The sequence below is a fragment of the Priestia sp. FSL H7-0729 genome (genome assembly GCF_038005685.1).
Taxonomy (GTDB): Bacteria; Bacillota; Bacilli; order Paenibacillales; family Paenibacillaceae; genus Paenibacillus.
The window spans coordinates 19,586-38,032 of the sequence record NZ_JBBOTQ010000017.1; the positions used below are offsets into that span (position 1 = coordinate 19,586).

Genomic DNA, 18,447 nt, shown 5'->3' on the forward strand with positions numbered 1-18,447 from the left:
ACGGATACATAAGATGATACTAGTCCAATTGCATGTACGAGTTAACGCCGCTCTCGCCGGTTTCATCAGAATGCAACGTTCGGCGGCGGACGACTTCCGGGCACTCACAAAGGCGGCTCTACCGTTGCAGGGATTTCAGTCTTCTGATTGAAAAAACGAAGCGGATGCTCTTTAGCATTTTTCCTTCGGAGTAATTTAGGGAGGGGATTTCATTGGAGAAAGTGGACATTTTTAAGGACATAGCTGAGCGGACCGGAGGGGATATTTATCTCGGGGTTGTCGGCGCAGTCCGGACGGGTAAATCAACATTTATTAAACGATTCATGGAAACGATCGTATTGCCTAACATCACAAGCGAGGCTGATCGTGCCCGTGCAGTGGATGAACTTCCACAAAGTGCAGCAGGTAAAACCATCATGACTACGGAACCGAAATTCGTACCGAATAACGCAGTCCAGATCAAGGTGGCCGAAGGGCTGGATGTCAATGTACGTTTGGTGGATTGTGTAGGTTATGCGGTGGAAGGAGCCAAGGGATACGAGGATGAGAATGGTCCACGCATGATCTCCACACCTTGGTTCGAAGAGCCAATTCCGTTTCAGGAAGCCGCAGAGATTGGGACTCGCAAAGTCATTCAGGAGCATTCTACACTGGGTGTTGTGGTCACAACAGACGGCACCATTGCCGAAATTGCCCGCAGTTCCTATGTGGAATCTGAAGAACGGGTCATTGCTGAATTAAAAGAAGTGGGTAAACCGTTTGTCTTGGTCATCAACTCCACTCGTCCTCGCAGTGAAGAAGCCCTGCAATTGCGTAGTGAGCTTGCTGCCAAATACGACATTCCGGTGATGACACTCAGTGCAGCGACCATGACGGAAGATGATGTGACGGGTGTACTTCGTGAAGTGCTCTATGAGTTCCCTGTGCATGAAGTGAATGTAAACTTGCCGAGCTGGGTTATGGTACTCAATGAGACTCACTGGCTGCGTAGCAACTACGAAAACTCCGTACGGGATACCGTTAAGGATATTCGCAGACTTCGTGATGTGGATCGGGTTGTTGCTCAGTTCATGGAGTATGAATTCATTGATCGTGCGGGCCTAAGTGGCATGAATATGGGGCAGGGTGTAGCCGAAATTGACCTGTACGCGCCGGATGAGCTGTATGATCAGATTCTCGTGGAAGTGGTTGGCATCGAGATTCGCGGCAAGGATCATCTGCTGCAATTGATGCAGGAATTCTCGCATGCGAAGAGAGAATACGACCGCTTCGCAGAAGCGCTGGAGATGGTCAAAACGACCGGATACGGCATTGCTGCTCCATCTCTTGCCGAGATGGCTCTGGATGAACCTGAGCTCATTCGTCAGGGCACCAAATTTGGCGTACGTCTGAAAGCTACGGCACCGTCCATTCATATGATCCGGGTTGATGTGGAATCGGAGTTCGCTCCAATCATCGGTACGGAGAAACAAAGTGAGGAACTGGTGAGATACCTGATGCAGGACTTCGAGAACGATCCAATCAAGGTATGGGATTCAGACATGTTTGGCCGTTCACTGCACTCCATCGTGCGAGAAGGAATTCAGGGCAAGATTGCCATGATGCCGGATAATGCAAGATACAAATTGCAAGAGACGCTGGGAAGAATTATTAACGAAGGTTCCGGTGGCCTGATCGCTATCATTCTGTAAGACATCAAAAGACCGTAAGGGGAAATCCCCTCGCGGTCTTTTTTATTTGATTTCTTTATTTTGGATGAAATGGATAGGAAGAATAGTGCTTTCGAAAAAACTTAGCGGTTTTTAGCTTTAAATTGCTAAAACCCATTTACATACTAGGGATTAGCCGTTATATTAATATTCAACTATTGTGATCGAGATCACAGAGAGTGGACAGGGGGAGACAGAGATGAAAAGAAAAGAGACAAAATGGGTATGGTTGAGTGTGTTATTAGTATTTACATTGGCGCTGTCCGCTTGCGGAATCAAAAAAGAACCGGCAGCAACTCCAGCTTCAGGTGCATCAGATGATACGCCAAAAACGGAAGCAGTTACAGGCCCTCTAAGCGGTAAACGAATTGCACTTATTATGGAATTTAATACAGGTACCTTCTCGCAGCAATATGTACAAGGTGTCAAAGAAGAAATCGAAAAATTCGGTGGAGAACTGACAACGTTTGTTGCCGATAATGACAAAGCGAAGATGGTATCCTTGCTTGATAGCGCAATTAACCAGAAATTCGATGCCATTCTCACGGATCACGGCGATTCCCTATTAGAGCCAGGCGTGAAGAAGGCAGTAGAACAGAACATCCCAGTAGTTGTATTCGACGCAGCTATTAGCGTTCCGGGAGCTACAGTCCTGTCACAGGATGACCAGAAGATGGCTGAGCTGACGCTGGAGCAAATGAAAAAAGATATCAATGGACAAGGCAATATTGTCAAAGTATGGGTAGCTGGTTTTGCACCGATGGAACGCCGTCAGATTGCATACGGTGAATTCATGAAAACAAATCCGGACATCAAGGAAATAGCTACATTCGGTTCTGCACAGAATCCGGCACTGGATACACAAGCCAAAATGGAAGCTATTCTCAAGCAGTATCCCAAAGGTGAGATTACAGCTGTATGGACTGCATGGGATGAGTTCGCTAAAGGTGCAGCACGTGCCATTCAACAAGCCGGACGTGACGAGATCAAAGTGTATGGTATTGATATGAGTGACGAGGATCTGCAAATGATTCAGGACCCGAAAAACCCTTGGGTTGCTTCCGCTGCTGTTGATCCAACGGATATTGGTCGCGTCCAAGTACGTTATGCTTATCAGAAACTGAACGGGGACGAGACAGAAGATTCAGTTGTGCTTAACCCGGTCTATGTTCAACGTGAAGCTTTGCCGGATAAACAAATCTCCACTTCGGAGTTGTCAGAGTTCGTTGAAGGATGGGGTGGCAGCACACAAGGAATCAAGGACTGGATGAGTGAATACGGAATTACTGCTAAATAAGCAGCGTATGGGAAGCGCGCCGCAAGGCGCGCTTTTTTCAAACATAATGAAGATATGTATAGTCTGGATGGAAAAAGGGATGCTCCCGAGAGGGAACGATTGGAGGTTAACATCATGAGCACTGCACCGATTCTGCTTCAAATGGAACACATCCACAAGCAGTTTTCAGGTATTCCTGCACTGAAGGATGTAGATTTCTCTGTAAAAGGCGGGGAGATTCATGCGCTGCTGGGTGCCAATGGTGCCGGAAAGAGCACGTTAATGAAGATTTTGTCCGGTGCTTACCCATTAGATCAGGGTACGATTCAGCTGAGTGGACAAGCGCTTCATTTAAGTTCTCCGGGAGACGCGAAGGCAAGCGGGATTCACTGTGTCTATCAGGAAGTGGATGCGGCACTGGTACCACAGCTGACGGCCGCAGAGAACATTATGTTGGATCAGCTGGCTTCACCTGCCGGGGGTTGGTGGAAAAGTCCGCGAAAGCTGCAACAGCGTGCGGTTGAGGCGTTGACACAATTAGGGGCGGACATATCCGTTCACCAAAAAGTGGCTGATCTGACGCTTGCAGAAAAACAGATGCTACTGCTGGCACGGATTTTGATTCAGGATGCCAAGGTCATCATTTTTGACGAACCTACTGCACCGCTGAGTCAGGAAGAAACGGATGCATTTTTCCGCATTGTTCATCTGTTGAAGGAACGGGGCGTAGCCTGCATTTTCATTACCCATCGTCTTGCTGAAGTGACGGGTCACTGTGATCGCGTTACGGTTATGAGAGATGGGCAACATGTATTTACCGGTGAAACAAAGGGACTGACAATCAACGATCTGGTTACTCAGATGTTAGGCAAACCATTTGAAGAAGAGTTCCCGAAGACGGAAGCACCCGTGGGGGAGCTGCTGTTGGAAGCGCGTGGGCTTCGGCGTGGAGTGAAGGTCAAGGGTGTTGACCTTTCTGTACGCCGAGGTGAAGTCCTCGCTGTGGTAGGTCTGGTAGGCGCGGGTAAAACGGAAAGCTCTCGTTTGCTTATTGGTGCAGATCGGTTGGAGGGAGGCGAGATTCGGCTTAACAACCGTAATCTCCGTCTGTCTCAGCCTGCGGATGCGGCGGCTCTGGGGATTGTTTCTGTACCGGAGGAGCGACGTAAACAAGGAATCCTGATTCAGGAGAACGTCGAACGGAATCTAAGTCTGCCTTTGCTAAGCCGTATCAGTACATTAGGTTTCGTAAGCCGCAAACGGGAACGTCTGAATGCGGAGTCATTGGTGAAACAGCTCGGAATTAAAACATCGTCAGTGAAGCAGGAAGTGAAATACCTAAGCGGTGGTAATCAGCAGAAGGTAGCCATTGGTAAGTGGCTTAATGCGGATGCGGATGTATTTATATTTGATGAGCCAACCAAAGGCGTAGATATTGGGGCGAAAAGTGACATTTTCCGCATCATCAATGAACTGGCTTTGGCGGGCAAGGGCGTTATCTATTTCACCTGTGAACTGGATGAAGGCATGGGAATTGGCGACCGAATCGCTGTCATGTGCGAGGGTGTTATCGTGAAAGAGTTCAAACGAGGCGAGACTAATCAAGAACAGCTGCTATACTATGCAAGCGGTGGACAAGAGGTGCAATCATGAAGGATAAATCACTGGATTTTGCGTTCCGTTACGGGGCGATTATAGTCATTATTGGTGTTATCGCATTTTTCGGCATTAAATTGCCTTATTTCTTTACGTACAGTAACTTGACCGATATTTTGGGCTCGATTTCAATCGTTACGTTTGTAGCGATCGGTGTTACGTTATCTCTCATTGTTGATGGATTTGATCTTTCGGTAGGGGCGACGGTCTCTTTGACCACCGTTGTTACAGCTTCGTTAATGATATGGTATCAACAACCGTTAGCGATCGTCATTATCGTGCCACTGATTATCGGGGCTGTTATTGGTTTGCTTAACGCTTTGCTCATTGTAAAATTACGTATTCCCGATTTGCTGGCGACCCTTGCCACGATGTACATCATCGGAGGTATTCACAAGACGTATGCACAGGGATATACCATTTACAATCATATGCAGTTCCCTGATGGGAGCAAAGCTGCGGGAGAGATGGACCCGACATTTCTGCTTATAGGGCAGGGTAAATGGCTCGGTATGCCGATATCGGTTATCCTGCTGCTTATTGCGGTAATAGGTGTGCATATCTTTTTGACATATACGAAATATGGGCGCCAGATGTACATTACAGGCGGTAATGAGGAAGCTGCACGTTTGTCTGGAATCAAGGTGAAAAAGGTGCGTACACTCGCTTATGTAGCTGCTGGAGTGTTTGCAGCAATCGGTGGTATTATCTATGCTTCCAAAGTGGGATCAGGGCAGATTGATGCGGGATCACCGTTGTTAATGGAATCCGTAGCTGCGGTATTTGTCGGTTTCTCTGTGTTCGGCGCGGGTAAACCGAATGTCATTGGAACCTTCATCGGGTCGGTTCTGATTGGTGTTCTTGTGAACGGCTTAACGATGATGAACGTACAGTATTTCACGCATGATATTGTAAAAGGTGGGGTTCTCGTGCTTGCCCTGGCGGTTACATTTTACGTCTTAAACCGCAACCGGACTTGAAATTGTGGGCTGTCTGTATTAGTATGAAATTTGTTCGGCGTCTGAAATGCCCGTGGTTTCAGACGACATTCTGCCGAAAATGACTGTTGACCGCAGGCGGAGATTTGTGTTCATCGCTCAAGATGTACGTAGATTTTTTGCGTATGAACGTATATTTCGCTTTAAAACGGAAACACAGTATAACATTCAGGACATTGATACAGGAGGTGAAAAACAAATGAACAAATCAGACTTGATTACACACGTATCCGAAGCGACTGAATTGTCCAAGAAAGATGTAACGAAAGCGGTTGATGCCGTATTCGAAGCAATCTCTGAGGCTCTTCAAAGCGGAGATAAAGTACAATTGGTTGGTTTTGGGAACTTCGAAGTTCGCGAGCGCTCTGCACGTAAAGGACGCAACCCGCAAACAGGTGAAGAAATCGAAATTCCTGCGAGCAAAATTCCTGCATTCAAACCAGGTAAAGCGCTCAAAGACGGAATTAAATAAGATTTCTACATATTCCATATGTCGACAAAAAGACCGTGACTTGTTCACGGCCTTTTCTTTTGCCCTTTAATGATGATCCTTGCGGCTATCCGAGTACGGAGGGGCATCCTTTTGCCCAGTATAAGCAACGAGTATCAGTTCTTCGCCAGCAGCTGCAGACAGATGCTGTTCGATTTCTTTTAACTGTTGAAGATGCTCGTCTGTAAGTGCGGCAGGGGTGTACTTCATGCAGATTCTCCTTTCTGTGGCTATACAACTGTAGTATGACCCGAGGGTAACGGATTCTTGCGGTATATTCGTATAAGGCGCAGGTTGACAAATGAAACAATCTTAATCATCATTAACGCTATCGAACGAGAGAAGGGGACATGCGTGATGGATCATCCAACCGGCAATGATTATATTGTAATTAAGGCAGAGGAAAATGGTGTCCAGGTGATCGGATTAACCCGAGGTCAGGATACACGTTTTCACCACACCGAGAAATTGGACAAGGGTGAAGTGATGTTTGCCCAATTTACCACTCATACTTCAGCTATTAAAATCCGGGGAAAAGCCACGCTGATTACCAAGCATGGACAGATTGAATCGGAGTAATGGACAGATTGTGTACATTCAAGTGAAGATTGCAGGCATAGCCTGCTTTTTTTCATTGTACAATGAGGTATGAGCCTTTACCGGACAGACTACACTAACAGGTAAAGGCAGGGAGGCGTATATGAAACCGCGGATGATTGTTACTGCTTCAATGCTGGCAACGGTTGCGGCGGTCTTTCTGCTAGTTGCGATCCAAAACTTACATATGCGTACATGGGGTGGGGAAAACGTACAGCCTGCCTCTGCATCACATCATCCAGTTCAATTAACGAATGATAATCTGGTTGATGTGCTAAGTTCCATGAAACTATCTACACCTATTGCAAGAGTGGAATGGAAACAGTCCATTTTGAGGCTGGACCTCAAAGTTAAAGGAACGGGTACAAGTTACACTGAAATCTATGAGAACATGGCAGCTGTGGCAGATCTGGGCTTTCGTAGTCTGGATAACGTGGATCAGGTGCTGCTGCGTGTGATGGCAGAAGATGAATGGATGCATAAACGACATCTGTTGCTTGCTGCTGACATTCGGCGTGGAGAGTGGCCCCTGTATGCGATTGACACATTACGGAACTGGAAAAGTGCGACCTTTTCAAATGAATTGAAGGACTGGTTTCATTTGATGGAGACCGAACTCTGGAAGAAGCAGTTCGAAATGACAAGTCAGGGGTAATAGAATAGCAGGATTCAGTGCGTGCCCGATCAACATATGCTATAATATATAAGATTGTAGTGCAGAAATGGTTTAACAATGTTAAGGCTCGGAGGCTGAGAATGAATTCATATCGCGTACCCCAACTAGCAAAGAAATATACGGATTACGACATGATTCGACAACATACGGAAATCCCATCATTTCCGGATAGCCGGGCACGTCTGTTGCAGGTATTTGTGGGTCGCACAGACGAAAAGGTGCATCAAGAGTTATATGCTCTTGCAACTTCGCTCGTTCAGTTGGCCATGGATACGCATGATCGAATCGATACCCTTTCCGGTGAGCGAAGAGAGCAGGAGATGCGTTCACGCCAGTTGAATGTACTCGCCGGAGATTATTTAAGTAGCCGTTTTTATCAATTGCTTGCCCAAGCGGGCAGAATTGAAATGATTGGCAAACTCAGTGGTGCTGTATCCGAAGTGAACGCACGCAAGATGACGCTGTATGAACGGATGAAGAAGCTTCTCGTTACGGCTGACGAATACTTGCGTGAAACGGTACAGCTGAGGATGCAGCTGTTTCTTTCATTTACAGGCATGATTCAAAATAACGAAGAGTCATTATGGAACAGCCTGTTGACCGAATTCAGCTCGTGCGAAACGATCGTGGAAGAACTGAAGCGAATGAATGACGAAAAACAATATTTTCACAGCTATGCATACTGGCACATTTACGAGCATGGTAATGACGATGAGCGCAATGTGTTGCGTCAGTCTGAAACGGATGCACGTGCATGGAACGCTATGGTGCTGAAGCATAGGGTTGGCGAGGTTTTGCTGGACAAGCTTCGCGAGTGTACACACCGCATTCAACTGTTGTTGCAAGACGAGGAAGGACGGATGGGTTTGCATGAGATCCATGCAATTCTTGAGCCTTACTTGGCATATTTGCAGCCTTCACATGCGGCAGTCAGGGAAGATTGAGGGGGAGACAGACGAATGGGGAGCGGAGAGACCAAACCGAAAGAAGAATATGTCCATTCGGTTTTTCAGAGTATAGCCGGGAAATATGATGTCATGAATGATATTCTAAGTTTCCGCAGGCATAAGGCTTGGCGCAAATTCACCATGAAAAAGATGAATATGTCCAAAGGCGACACCGGTCTTGATTTGTGCTGCGGCACATGTGACTGGACGCTCGCTATGGCAGAGGCAAGTGAAACGGGGCACATGCACGGACTTGATTTCAGCAGCAACATGCTGGAGGTCGGCCAGACGAAGATTAATGCGGTGCAACGTCAGAAGCAGATTACCCTGACACAGGGGAATGCCATGTCACTTCCTTTTGAAGACAATTCATTTGACTATGTGACCATTGGATTTGGGCTTCGCAATGTACCTGATCTCAGACAAGTGTTGTCTGAGATGAAACGTGTGGTCAAACCGGGCGGTATGGTTGTATGTCTGGAGTTGTCCAAGCCAACATGGCAGCCGTTCAAAGGCATTTATTATTTTTATTTTGAGAAGGTTTTACCGAATCTTGCCAAAGTGTTTGCTAAAAGTTTTGAGCAGTACAAATGGCTGCCGGACTCACTTGCCATTTTCCCGGGAAGAAAGGAACTGGCAGACATTTTTGAAGAAACTGGATTACAGCAAGTGCAGGCCTACCCTCTGACCGGAGGTATCGCGGCACTGCATATTGGAACCAAGGAGAATCAGCATGTTTAGGAAAATTCGCATCTTTTTAGAAATGATCAAGATTGAACACACGCTTTTTGCTTTACCCTTTGCATTTATGGGGGCCATTCTCGGCTCCATGGTAGTGAATGATACCTTCCCAAGCTGGATGCAGATCATGTGGGTATTGCTTGCGATGGTAGGCGCACGTAGTGCAGCATTCGGTTTGAACCGGATTATTGACCAAGCAATTGATGGCAGAAATCCGCGTACTGCGATGAGAGCGATCCCTGCAGGACTGTTGAAAAATGGGGAAGTTGTTATATTTGTCATTATCTCATTTATATTGTTATTCTGGGCCTCATCCAATCTTAATGTATTATCCATGCAGCTGTTGCCTATTGCTGTGTTTATGCTGGTACTGTACTCGTATACCAAACGATTCACCTGGTTATGCCATATTGTTCTTGGGATGACGATTGGTTTGGCGCCACTTGGTGGCTGGGTAGCTGTAACGGGTACGATGGATTGGACAGCGATTGTGCTGTACGTTACGATTGTGTTCTGGACAGCGGGCTTTGATATTATCTATGCGTGTCAGGATCTGGAATTCGATCAAGGAGAAGGCCTTCATTCGATACCTTCCCGTTTTGGTTTGGTCAAATCATTGCAGATCGCTAAGTTCTTCCATGTGATTACTGCAGTTGGTTTTCTTGTTTTATTATTGATAACAGATCTGAGCTGGTGGTATGGTGCAGGTATGTTGGTAACGTATGGTATTCTTTTCTATCAACATTATATTGTATCGCCTAATGATATGAGCCGTGTTCAAACTGCATTTTTTACCATGAACAGTTTGCTTAGCTTAATTGTATTTACGTTCACTCTGATTGATCTGGCGGTGAAATAAATGGTGCAGCAGCCGGACAATAAACGACTAGTTGTCGGAATTACCGGAGCGAGTGGCAGCATATACGGCATTCGATTAATTGAAACACTGCTTGATTTGGAATATAACGTTCATCTGGTCATATCCAATGCAGGGTGGCGTGTATTGAAAGAAGAATTGGACTGGGATGTGACGAATCGGGACGCGGTGCTGGAAGAAAAATTCGGCAACCGCGCCGGTTCTCTGATCTATCATCCTGTGAGTGATATAGGGGCCTCCATTGCAAGTGGTTCTTATCTGGCCGACGGCATGATTATCATGCCGTGTTCTATGGGAACTCTTTCGTCCATCGCGCAGGGATCGTCGGATAATCTGATGTCCCGTGCAGCTGATGTGATGATGAAAGAGGGAAGAACATTGATCCTCGTACCACGTGAGACGCCGCTTCATGCAATCCATCTGGAGAACATGCTGAAGCTTTCTCGTCTTGGTGTACGAATGATACCGGCTATGCCTGCTTTTTATTACAAACCTCAGACGATGGATGAGTTGATTCTGTTTCTCGTGGGGAAAGTGCTGGATAGCTTACGCATCCCGCATCAACTGTTTACAAGATGGGGAGAACCGGATGAACGGGGATAAAGACTGAGTTCGATACAAGGCTGTTTTTTTTGCCAAAGTGTTGCTCGGTTTATTTGTCCCCCGAATCCCGGGGTATTGGTGAGTGCTGATGGTGAGTCTTCATGAACCACAGTCTTGACCCATGCTCCGGCAACTTCTGTATTTTGTTTCAGAATAAGCCGCAGAGTTTAATTCCCGGGTGTCGACCATGACATTTGGAGAAGAAGATTACGTTAGATTACCTTATAGACAAACACAAGCAAGAACGGTAAGCCGGGTTTTTCGTAATGCCTGCAGGCCCGACTTGCTGGAGGGGAAGGTAAGCATGGATTTATGGACTGACAATACGCTGATACGGGTGAACGAATGAAACTATTGGACATTTTCGGGTTGTTAAAAAAGGACATGGATTACATTGAGAAAGAGTTGTATCGCAGTGTTCGAGGAGAACAGAAGCTGCTGAGCGAAACGTCACTACATTTGCTCAAAGCAGGAGGAAAACGGTTGCGGCCCGTTTTTGTGTTACTTGGCGGGAAATTTGGTACATATGACATTGAACGTCTGAAACTGGTTGCGGTTCCGCTGGAACTGATTCATTCCGCGTCCCTCGTTCACGATGATGTGATTGATAATGCGGAGACACGCCGAGGCAAACCCACGGTGAAGTCAAAATGGGATAATCGGATTGCCATGTACACTGGGGACTATATCTACGGTAAGGCACTTGAAATGACTGCCGGATTATCCGATCCAGCTATTCATCGTATTCTTGCTAAAGCCATGGTACAGATGTCTATTGGTGAAATGGAGCAAATTCGCGACTTTTTCAATACAGGACAAAGTGTTCGTAACTATCTGCTGCGTATTCGCCGTAAAACGGCACTTCTCATTGCGGTCAGCTGTCAGTTAGGGGCATTGGCTACACGTGCGCCTGAGCATGTATCTTCCCTACTGTATACGTACGGATACAATGTGGGGATGGCTTTCCAGATTCAAGATGATGTACTTGATCTGGTAGGTACCGAGAAACAACTTGGCAAGCCACCTGGCAGTGACATGAAGCAAGGGAATATCACTCTTCCTGTACTTTATGCCCTAGAAGAATCTGATCTGCGGGAACCTTTGCTTAAGGAGATTTCCCGTGTCCAGCATGAAGAAGGACGGGCAAGTGCATCGGATGCAATTGGAATGATTCGCCAAAGTCAAGGAATTGCTAAAGCAGAAGCCCTTGCTGACCGATATATGAAGAAAGCGCTCGATGCTCTCGATCAGCTACCTAACATCAAGACGACCAAAAACCTGCGTGATATCGCTCATTTTGTGGTTAAACGTACGCATTAAACATTGTATGATCTTCGACTCTCAGATCGCTCATACCAAAAGATGAACAGACTTGTGAGATTCCTCATTGGGAGGATTTGGACATGTATGTTACAATCAGAGGGATTGCGTTTACATAGTGATTAACTTTGAACCGTGAGTGAGGAGTGAGCTGATGGATCGTACATTTTTGATGGTGAAGCCGGATGGTGTGCAGCGTGGATTGATCGGTCGTATTATTAGCCGTCTGGAAGACAAAGGATTTAAGTTGGTGGCAGGCAAATTGGTGCAGATGTCTGAGGATCAGGCAAAACGCCATTATGCTGAACATGAGGGCAAACCGTTTTTCGATGATCTGGTTCGTTTTATCACATCTGGGCCTGTATTTGCCATGGTGTGGGAAGGGGACGACATTGTGGCGCTTGCGCGCATTGTCATCGGAAAAACCAATGTGAAGGAAGCGGCTCCGGGTACCATTCGTGGAGACTTTGCCAGCCACACACCACATAATCTGATTCATGGGGCAGATTCACCGGAAAGTGCTTCCCGTGAAGCAGCCAATTTCTTTTCTTCAGATGAACTGGTGGTTTACGACAAGAGCATCGCAGCCTGGTTGTAATTATTAGCCAAAAGGGTGATACACGATGCTGGAGCAAGAACAACTACTAGACCCGGATTACACCGGATTCATTCGTAAAATCAAAGAGAGCACAGGCATTGATCTTGCTCAATACAAGGAAGGCCAGATGAAAAGAAGGCTGACCACACTTCGCAACAAAAACGGGTTTCATACATTTTCTAACTTTTTTGATGCTATGCAGAAAGATAAATCATTGTTCTACGAGTTCCTTGATCGTATGACCATTAACGTGTCGGAATTCTGGCGTAATCCCAATCGTTGGGAAGTGCTGCGGGACGAGATCCTGCCTGAGTTGCTGGGCTCCAAGCGTCGTGTGAAGGTCTGGAGTGCAGCCTGTTCAACAGGTGAAGAACCTTATACACTCGCCATGATCCTGGACACGATGGGAATTTTGAAGGAAAGCTCGATTACGGCAAGTGATCTGGATGAAGGTGCTTTGGCCAAAGCCAAAGAAGGGCGTTATATGGAACGCTCACTTAAGGATGTGCCAAAGGAAACGGCGAACCGTTACTTCAAGCAAGATGGCTTGGTATACCGTATTGATGAACAACTCAAAAATTCGATCAAGTTCATGAAACAAAATTTGCTCGTGGACCGTTTTGACGATGGATACGATCTGATTGTGTGCCGGAATGTCATGATCTATTTTACCGAGGAAGCCAAAAACCTGTTGTATCACAAATTTGCAGCAAGTTTGCGTCCAGGTGGTATTTTGTTTGTGGGCAGTACGGAACAGATCTTCTCGCCGGGACAATATGGTCTGGAGACAGCAGAGACATTTTTCTATCGGAAAAAATAATGATAATGGTTGTTCAGCCGTCTGAAGCACATGTACATGTGTTCAGGCGGTTATTTGTATACCAAGTACAAGAAAGAGCCGACTTTCTTGTCAAAGCCGGTCAGCTATACTATAATAAGCAAAGAAATTATGGGATTTTAGCAATGTGAAGTTTAACAGTTTAAAGGGGGAACGTATTATGAGTTTACGCTATTTAACCGCAGGGGAGACGCACGGACCCCAATTAACCGCTATTATTGAAGGATTGCCAAGTAATTTGACGATTGATTTTGAAGAACTGAACTTCCAGCTTCACCGCCGCCAAAAGGGATATGGCCGTGGACGCCGGATGCAGATCGAGAAAGATCAGGCGAATTTCGTTGGTGGTATCCGTCACGGATATACAACAGGTGCTCCGGTAGCGCTAGTTGTTCAAAATAATGACTGGAAACATTGGCAGAATATTATGAATATTGAGCCGATTGAAGGCAGTGACGAAGAGAAACGTCGCGTTCATCGTCCTCGTCCGGGGCACGCTGATCTGAACGGTGGACTCAAGTATAATCTCAAAGACTTGCGTAACGTTCTGGAGCGCTCCAGTGCACGTGAGACAACGGTACGTGTGGCATGTGGTGCCATTGCACGTCAATTCCTGGCTGAATTTGGAATCAAGGTAGCTGGACGTGTACTTCGTATTGGAGAGATCGAAGCTCCGTATCAGGACCTTCCGATTGATGAATTGATCGCAGTGACAGAAGCTTCCTCTGTACGTGTCACGGATGCTGAGACAGAGAAGAAGATGGAAGCCTACATCGACCAGATTAAACAAGAAGGCGATTCCATCGGAGGAATCGTGGAATGTATTGTTGAAGGGGTGCCAATTGGTCTTGGCAGTTATGTTCAATACGATCGCAAGCTGGATGCACGAATCGCACAAGGCGTAATGTCCATTAATGCATTCAAAGGTGTAGAGATTGGTATCGGATTCGAAGCCGGAGTCATTCGGGGGTCACAGGTACATGATGAAATCATGCATACGGATGAGCGCGGCTACCACCGGGCAACCAACCGTCTGGGCGGATTTGAAGGCGGTATGACGAACGGTATGCCGGTGGTTGTACGCGGTGTGATGAAGCCAATCCCAACGTTGTATAAGCCACTGCAAAGTGTGGACATTGATACGAAAGAGGCATTTACGGCTCAGGTTGAGCGCTCGGACGCTTGTGCTGTACCAGCAGCAAGTGTGGTGATGGAGCATGTTGTAGCGTGGGAAATTGCCAAGGCATTCCTGGAGAAATTCGGCGGGGATTCCATAGAAGAGATCCGTGCTAATGTTGCAAGCTATAACGCTCAGCTGGAGAATTACTAATATGCGTCAGCTGACGGTACAGTTGGAGGAACGCTCATATCCGATTCTGATTGGTAGCGGCCTGCTGGCTCAAGCCCCTCAATATTTTGAGCAATATGGCTTGACCAAAAAAAGTCCGTTACTCATTATTACCGATGAAAATGTGGCTCCCAAATACTTGTCAGGTTTGGAGCAAACGCTGCGTACGGCTGGTTATACAGTCGTATCAGCGGTTGTACCCTCTGGTGAAACATCGAAATCCCTTTCGGTGTATCAGGATATGATGACCGCCGCGATCGAAGGCAAACTGGATCGGAGTTCTGCGATTCTTGCCCTAGGTGGTGGTGTCGTAGGTGATCTGGCTGGCTTTGTTGCCGCTACATATATGCGTGGAATCAAGTTTGTTCAAGTACCTACAACAATTTTGGCTCATGACAGCAGTGTGGGCGGCAAGGTAGCTGTCAATCATCCGCTGGCCAAAAATATGATCGGTGCATTCCACCAGCCCGAGCTTGTACTCTATGATGTGGATACCCTTCAATCCTTGCCGCCACGAGATGTATCGGCAGGGTTGTCAGAGATGCTGAAGCACGGGCTGATCCGTGATGAGGCTTTTGCACATTGGTGTGAGGAGCATGCGGAAGAGTTGCTTGCGCTTAATCCGGAAGCACTGGGATACGGCTTGGAGCGCGGGTGTGGTATTAAGGCAGAGATTGTATCCAGAGACGAACGTGAAAATGGAGAACGTGCATTGTTGAACTTGGGACATACGATTGGTCATGCCATTGAAGCGATTGCCGGATATGGAGAATTCCTGCACGGAGAAGCGATATCGATTGGTATGGCTGGATCGGCATTGCTTGGTGAGAAGCTTGGTGCTCCAGCAGGACTCTATGAAGATACGGTCCGCATGTTGCATTCACTTCGCCTTCCAACAACGATGCCTGCTCATCTGGACACGGATGCATTAATGGAAGCGATGATGCATGACAAAAAATTCCGTGAAGGTCATATGGTGTTCATCATTCCTGATCGGATTGGGGCTGCAAGAATTGTGAAGGACGTACCTGTGTCGGCAGTTCGGGACGTCATTGAAATGCTCAGGAAGGGAGAATAACAGCAATGGTCACACGGGGAATTCGCGGGGCTACAACAGTCACGCAGAACAACGAAGAACAGATTTTGAAGGAAACGGCTGTATTGCTGCAGGAGATCGTGGATCGCAATGAGATCCAACCAGAAGATATCTGCAGTGTGTGGATTACGTTAACTGGAGATCTGGATGCTGCTTTTCCGGCAAAAGCTATCCGCCAGCTGGATGGCTGGGAGCTTGTACCACTGATGTGTGCGCTGGAAGTTCCTGTTAAAGGTGCCTTGGCACAGTGCATTCGTTTCATGGTGCATGTGAATACGAACAAAGCTCAGAATGAAATCAACCATGTGTATCTGAACGGTGCACAGGCATTACGTCCGGATTTGGCAGCACCTTCTGGCTCTTAAGTAAGTGGGTTGTCAAACGGAACATAATGATGTATAGTGAGAACCAGTTGAGTAGAGTAGAGATTGAGCTGAGAGCAGCTGAGCTAGTTGAGTATATAGCAGAGTCCAGTGGGTGGTAACCGGGGCAACAGAAACCGGTCAACTGATTCACGGTACGTCGTGCTACGGAAGGTGTAACAGGAACAGGGCAAACAAATTTGTCATAGGACATTTTTTGTTTTGATATATTTTGGTACAAACACGATCAATGCACTTTCCCGTATTTACTAATATCGGATGGAGTAGTTGAAGTGTTATAACTGATTTATTTCCCAAATTGGATGAGATTAGATGCATCCATTCAGCGACCTGTGAATAATCCGAGAGCGAAGTATAGGGACTTGTTATTTATGAAACATCACCCTGTTAAATACAGCTTATAACCAAACCTCTACCTGATGGTAGAGGTTTTTTTGTACATATAACATTTCTACTACCCCTATAGGTTCAATTAAACTTTTTACACAAAAACGGAGAGGACAGAAATAACCTGAAGAAGCGGAGCGTTCACATTTATCACCGGATTTTCCCTTTTGAAAGGGAATCAAAAAAATCTGGGGATAACAGTGATCCGAAGGTTGTTCTGTCATCGAAGTGCTCAGTGTAAACAATCTTTAGTTGAACTTACCTAAATCTGAAAGGACGTGATCTGATGATAACGCCAAACGTTAATCAAGTACTGAAAATGTCGAATGAGTATAATCTGATTCCCGTGGTCAAACGGATTCTGGCAGACATGGAGACCCCGATTCGAATATTCCGCCGTTATGCTGACAACGACCGGGCATTCCTGCTGGAAAGTGTAGAGGGTGGTATTCAATGGGCGAGATACTCGTTCATCGGTACAGATCCGTTCCTAATGATTTCGGCGAAGAAAGGCCGGATCGTTGTAGAAGAAGCAGGGAAGACCCGTGAATTGCCAGGCAAACCGATTGAAGAACTCAAAGCATTGTTGCGTAAGTACCGCAGTCCGAAAGATGATGAACTGCCACCATTCACAGGTGGGGCAATTGGGTTCTTCGGATACGATCTGCTGTCCTATTATGAGAAGCTTCCAGCTCACGCGCTGGATGACCTGAATATGGATGACATTCGCTTTATGTTCTGTGACCAGATTATCGTGTTTGACCATGTGAAGCAGCAGATGTTGCTTGTCGGCAATGTACACGTCAAAGACGGTGCAACGGATGACGAGATCCGTCAAGCGTATGCAGTGACTTCGGAGAAGCTGGAGCAGGCCGCAGAACGTTTGCAACAGCAAGGACCAGGGGAGAACCTGAATCCGCGTTCCATTCCGGGAGACGTTGAACTGGGGGATATTCGCTCCAACCTCACGAAGGAGCAATTTATCGGTAATGTGGAGCAAGCCAAAGATTACATTCGCGCAGGTGATATTTTTCAAGTGGTATTATCCCAGCGTTTCCATATTGATACGGAAGTTTCTCCGCTTCACGTGTATCGTGTGCTTCGGACCCTGAATCCATCGCCTTATATGTACTACCTCAAAATGGATGATGAGATAATCGTGGGTACTTCGCCTGAAGCACTGGTTAAGGTGGACGGAAATCGTGTGGAGACACGACCAATTGCAGGCACACGTCCAAGGGGGGCAACCGAAGCGGAAGATCGTGCACTCGCTGCTGATCTGCTCCAGGATGAGAAAGAACGTGCGGAGCATCTGATGCTGGTTGATTTGGGCCGAAACGATCTGGGCCGGGTATCCAGCTTCGGCAGTGTGAAGTGTGACATGTTCATGGAGATTGAACGGTATTCTCACGTAATGCATATGGTATCCAACGTTACGGGCGAGCTTAGGGAAGACAAAGATTTCTTCGATGCGTTTCTCTCATGCTTGCCAGCGGGTACCGTATCCGGTGCACCGAAACTGCGGGCAATGGAGATTATTGCAGAACTGGAGAAAGAGGCACGGGGTGCTTATGCGGGAGCAATCGGATACCTTGGATTCTCGGGTAACATGGACTCCTGTATTACGATCCGTACGATTATTTTCAAAAAAGGAAAAGCATATGTACAGGCGGGAGCAGGAATCGTATGGGATTCTGTGCCGGAGAATGAATATGAGGAAACGGTTAATAAAGCCAAAGCATTGCTCAAAGCGATTCGAACAGCAGAAGCCATGTTTCCTGCCAAAGAAAAAGACAGAACGTTGAGACTGGCCAATGCAGATTACTTTGTCACACCAGCGGCCGCTAAGAACTGAGAGAGGAGAGACCGGAGATGAACATAAACCCGATAATGAATGAGAACCCTGT

19 protein-coding genes are annotated in these 18,447 nt (G+C 46.7%); 18 read left to right on the top strand and 1 reads right to left on the bottom strand.

The window, feature by feature from the left end:
• Window positions 1-212 precede the first annotated feature (212 nt).
• From spoIVA to hbs, 5 genes are all read left to right on the top strand, one after another.
• Window positions 213-1,691: a stage IV sporulation protein A gene (gene spoIVA, locus MHH93_RS25020; RefSeq protein WP_091018048.1), complete on the top strand. Its 1,479-nt coding sequence runs from the start codon at window positions 213-215 to the stop codon at window positions 1,689-1,691.
• A 217-nt stretch (window positions 1,692-1,908) separates the two neighbouring features.
• Window positions 1,909-3,006, top strand: coding sequence for a sugar ABC transporter substrate-binding protein (locus MHH93_RS25025; RefSeq protein ID WP_500056225.1), 1,098 nt, complete (start codon window positions 1,909-1,911; stop codon window positions 3,004-3,006).
• Window positions 3,007-3,120: 114 nt separating this feature from the next.
• Entirely contained in the window at window positions 3,121-4,638 is a 1,518-nt protein-coding gene (locus MHH93_RS25030; RefSeq protein ID WP_500056226.1) for a sugar ABC transporter ATP-binding protein, read from the top strand.
• Window positions 4,635-5,621, top strand: coding sequence for an ABC transporter permease (locus MHH93_RS25035; RefSeq protein WP_062835197.1), 987 nt, complete (start codon window positions 4,635-4,637; stop codon window positions 5,619-5,621). Before MHH93_RS25030 ends, MHH93_RS25035 begins: the two co-directional genes overlap by 4 nt.
• Before the next feature lie 217 nt (window positions 5,622-5,838).
• Entirely contained in the window at window positions 5,839-6,111 is a 273-nt protein-coding gene (gene hbs, locus MHH93_RS25040) for a non-specific DNA-binding protein Hbs (RefSeq protein WP_024630670.1), read from the top strand.
• 66 nt (window positions 6,112-6,177) lie between these two features.
• Here hbs and MHH93_RS25045 read toward each other — a convergent pair whose 3' ends face one another.
• Complete coding sequence (locus tag MHH93_RS25045; RefSeq protein WP_500056227.1) at window positions 6,178-6,339, bottom strand: hypothetical protein; 162 nt, start codon at window positions 6,337-6,339, stop codon at window positions 6,178-6,180.
• A gap of 147 nt (window positions 6,340-6,486) precedes the next feature.
• Here MHH93_RS25045 and mtrB point away from each other — a divergent pair, with 147 nt between their 5' ends.
• The 13 genes from mtrB (at window position 6,487) to trpE (ending at window position 18,395) form a co-directional block, all read left to right on the top strand.
• Window positions 6,487-6,708, top strand: a complete 222-nt coding sequence (gene mtrB, locus MHH93_RS25050; protein WP_017687697.1) for a trp RNA-binding attenuation protein MtrB — start codon at window positions 6,487-6,489, stop codon at window positions 6,706-6,708.
• A 121-nt stretch (window positions 6,709-6,829) separates the two neighbouring features.
• Window positions 6,830-7,381, top strand: coding sequence for a hypothetical protein (locus MHH93_RS25055; protein ID WP_500056228.1), 552 nt, complete (start codon window positions 6,830-6,832; stop codon window positions 7,379-7,381).
• 101 nt (window positions 7,382-7,482) lie between these two features.
• Window positions 7,483-8,346 (top strand): heptaprenyl diphosphate synthase component 1, encoded by an 864-nt coding sequence (locus MHH93_RS25060; protein WP_500056229.1) that lies wholly within the window; start codon window positions 7,483-7,485, stop codon window positions 8,344-8,346.
• A 15-nt stretch (window positions 8,347-8,361) separates the two neighbouring features.
• Window positions 8,362-9,090 carry a demethylmenaquinone methyltransferase gene (locus MHH93_RS25065; RefSeq protein WP_421886674.1) on the top strand — a complete coding sequence of 243 codons (729 nt, stop codon included), beginning with the start codon at window positions 8,362-8,364 and terminating at the stop codon, window positions 9,088-9,090.
• Window positions 9,083-9,949 carry a UbiA-like polyprenyltransferase gene (locus MHH93_RS25070; protein WP_500056230.1) on the top strand — a complete coding sequence of 289 codons (867 nt, stop codon included), beginning with the start codon at window positions 9,083-9,085 and terminating at the stop codon, window positions 9,947-9,949. The genes MHH93_RS25065 and MHH93_RS25070 overlap by 8 nt, the downstream gene beginning before the upstream one ends.
• Window positions 9,950-10,570 (top strand): UbiX family flavin prenyltransferase, encoded by a 621-nt coding sequence (locus MHH93_RS25075; RefSeq protein WP_017687702.1) that lies wholly within the window; start codon window positions 9,950-9,952, stop codon window positions 10,568-10,570.
• A 345-nt stretch (window positions 10,571-10,915) separates the two neighbouring features.
• Window positions 10,916-11,890: a polyprenyl synthetase family protein gene (locus tag MHH93_RS25080; RefSeq protein WP_017687703.1), complete on the top strand. Its 975-nt coding sequence runs from the start codon at window positions 10,916-10,918 to the stop codon at window positions 11,888-11,890.
• A 154-nt stretch (window positions 11,891-12,044) separates the two neighbouring features.
• On the top strand, window positions 12,045-12,488 hold the full coding sequence (ndk, locus tag MHH93_RS25085; RefSeq protein WP_500056231.1) for a nucleoside-diphosphate kinase: 444 nt from the start codon (window positions 12,045-12,047) through the stop codon (window positions 12,486-12,488).
• A gap of 25 nt (window positions 12,489-12,513) precedes the next feature.
• Window positions 12,514-13,308: a CheR family methyltransferase gene (locus MHH93_RS25090; protein WP_339307322.1), complete on the top strand. Its 795-nt coding sequence runs from the start codon at window positions 12,514-12,516 to the stop codon at window positions 13,306-13,308.
• Window positions 13,309-13,486: 178 nt separating this feature from the next.
• Entirely contained in the window at window positions 13,487-14,656 is a 1,170-nt protein-coding gene (gene aroC / locus MHH93_RS25095; RefSeq protein ID WP_500056232.1) for a chorismate synthase, read from the top strand.
• 1 nt (window position 14,657) lies between these two features.
• Window positions 14,658-15,752 carry a 3-dehydroquinate synthase gene (gene aroB, locus MHH93_RS25100; RefSeq protein WP_500056233.1) on the top strand — a complete coding sequence of 365 codons (1,095 nt, stop codon included), beginning with the start codon at window positions 14,658-14,660 and terminating at the stop codon, window positions 15,750-15,752.
• A gap of 5 nt (window positions 15,753-15,757) precedes the next feature.
• Entirely contained in the window at window positions 15,758-16,135 is a 378-nt protein-coding gene (aroH, locus tag MHH93_RS25105; protein WP_047843558.1) for a chorismate mutase, read from the top strand.
• 691 nt (window positions 16,136-16,826) lie between these two features.
• Entirely contained in the window at window positions 16,827-18,395 is a 1,569-nt protein-coding gene (gene trpE, locus MHH93_RS25110) for an anthranilate synthase component I (RefSeq protein ID WP_500056234.1), read from the top strand.
• Window positions 18,396-18,447: the final 52 nt, after the last annotated feature.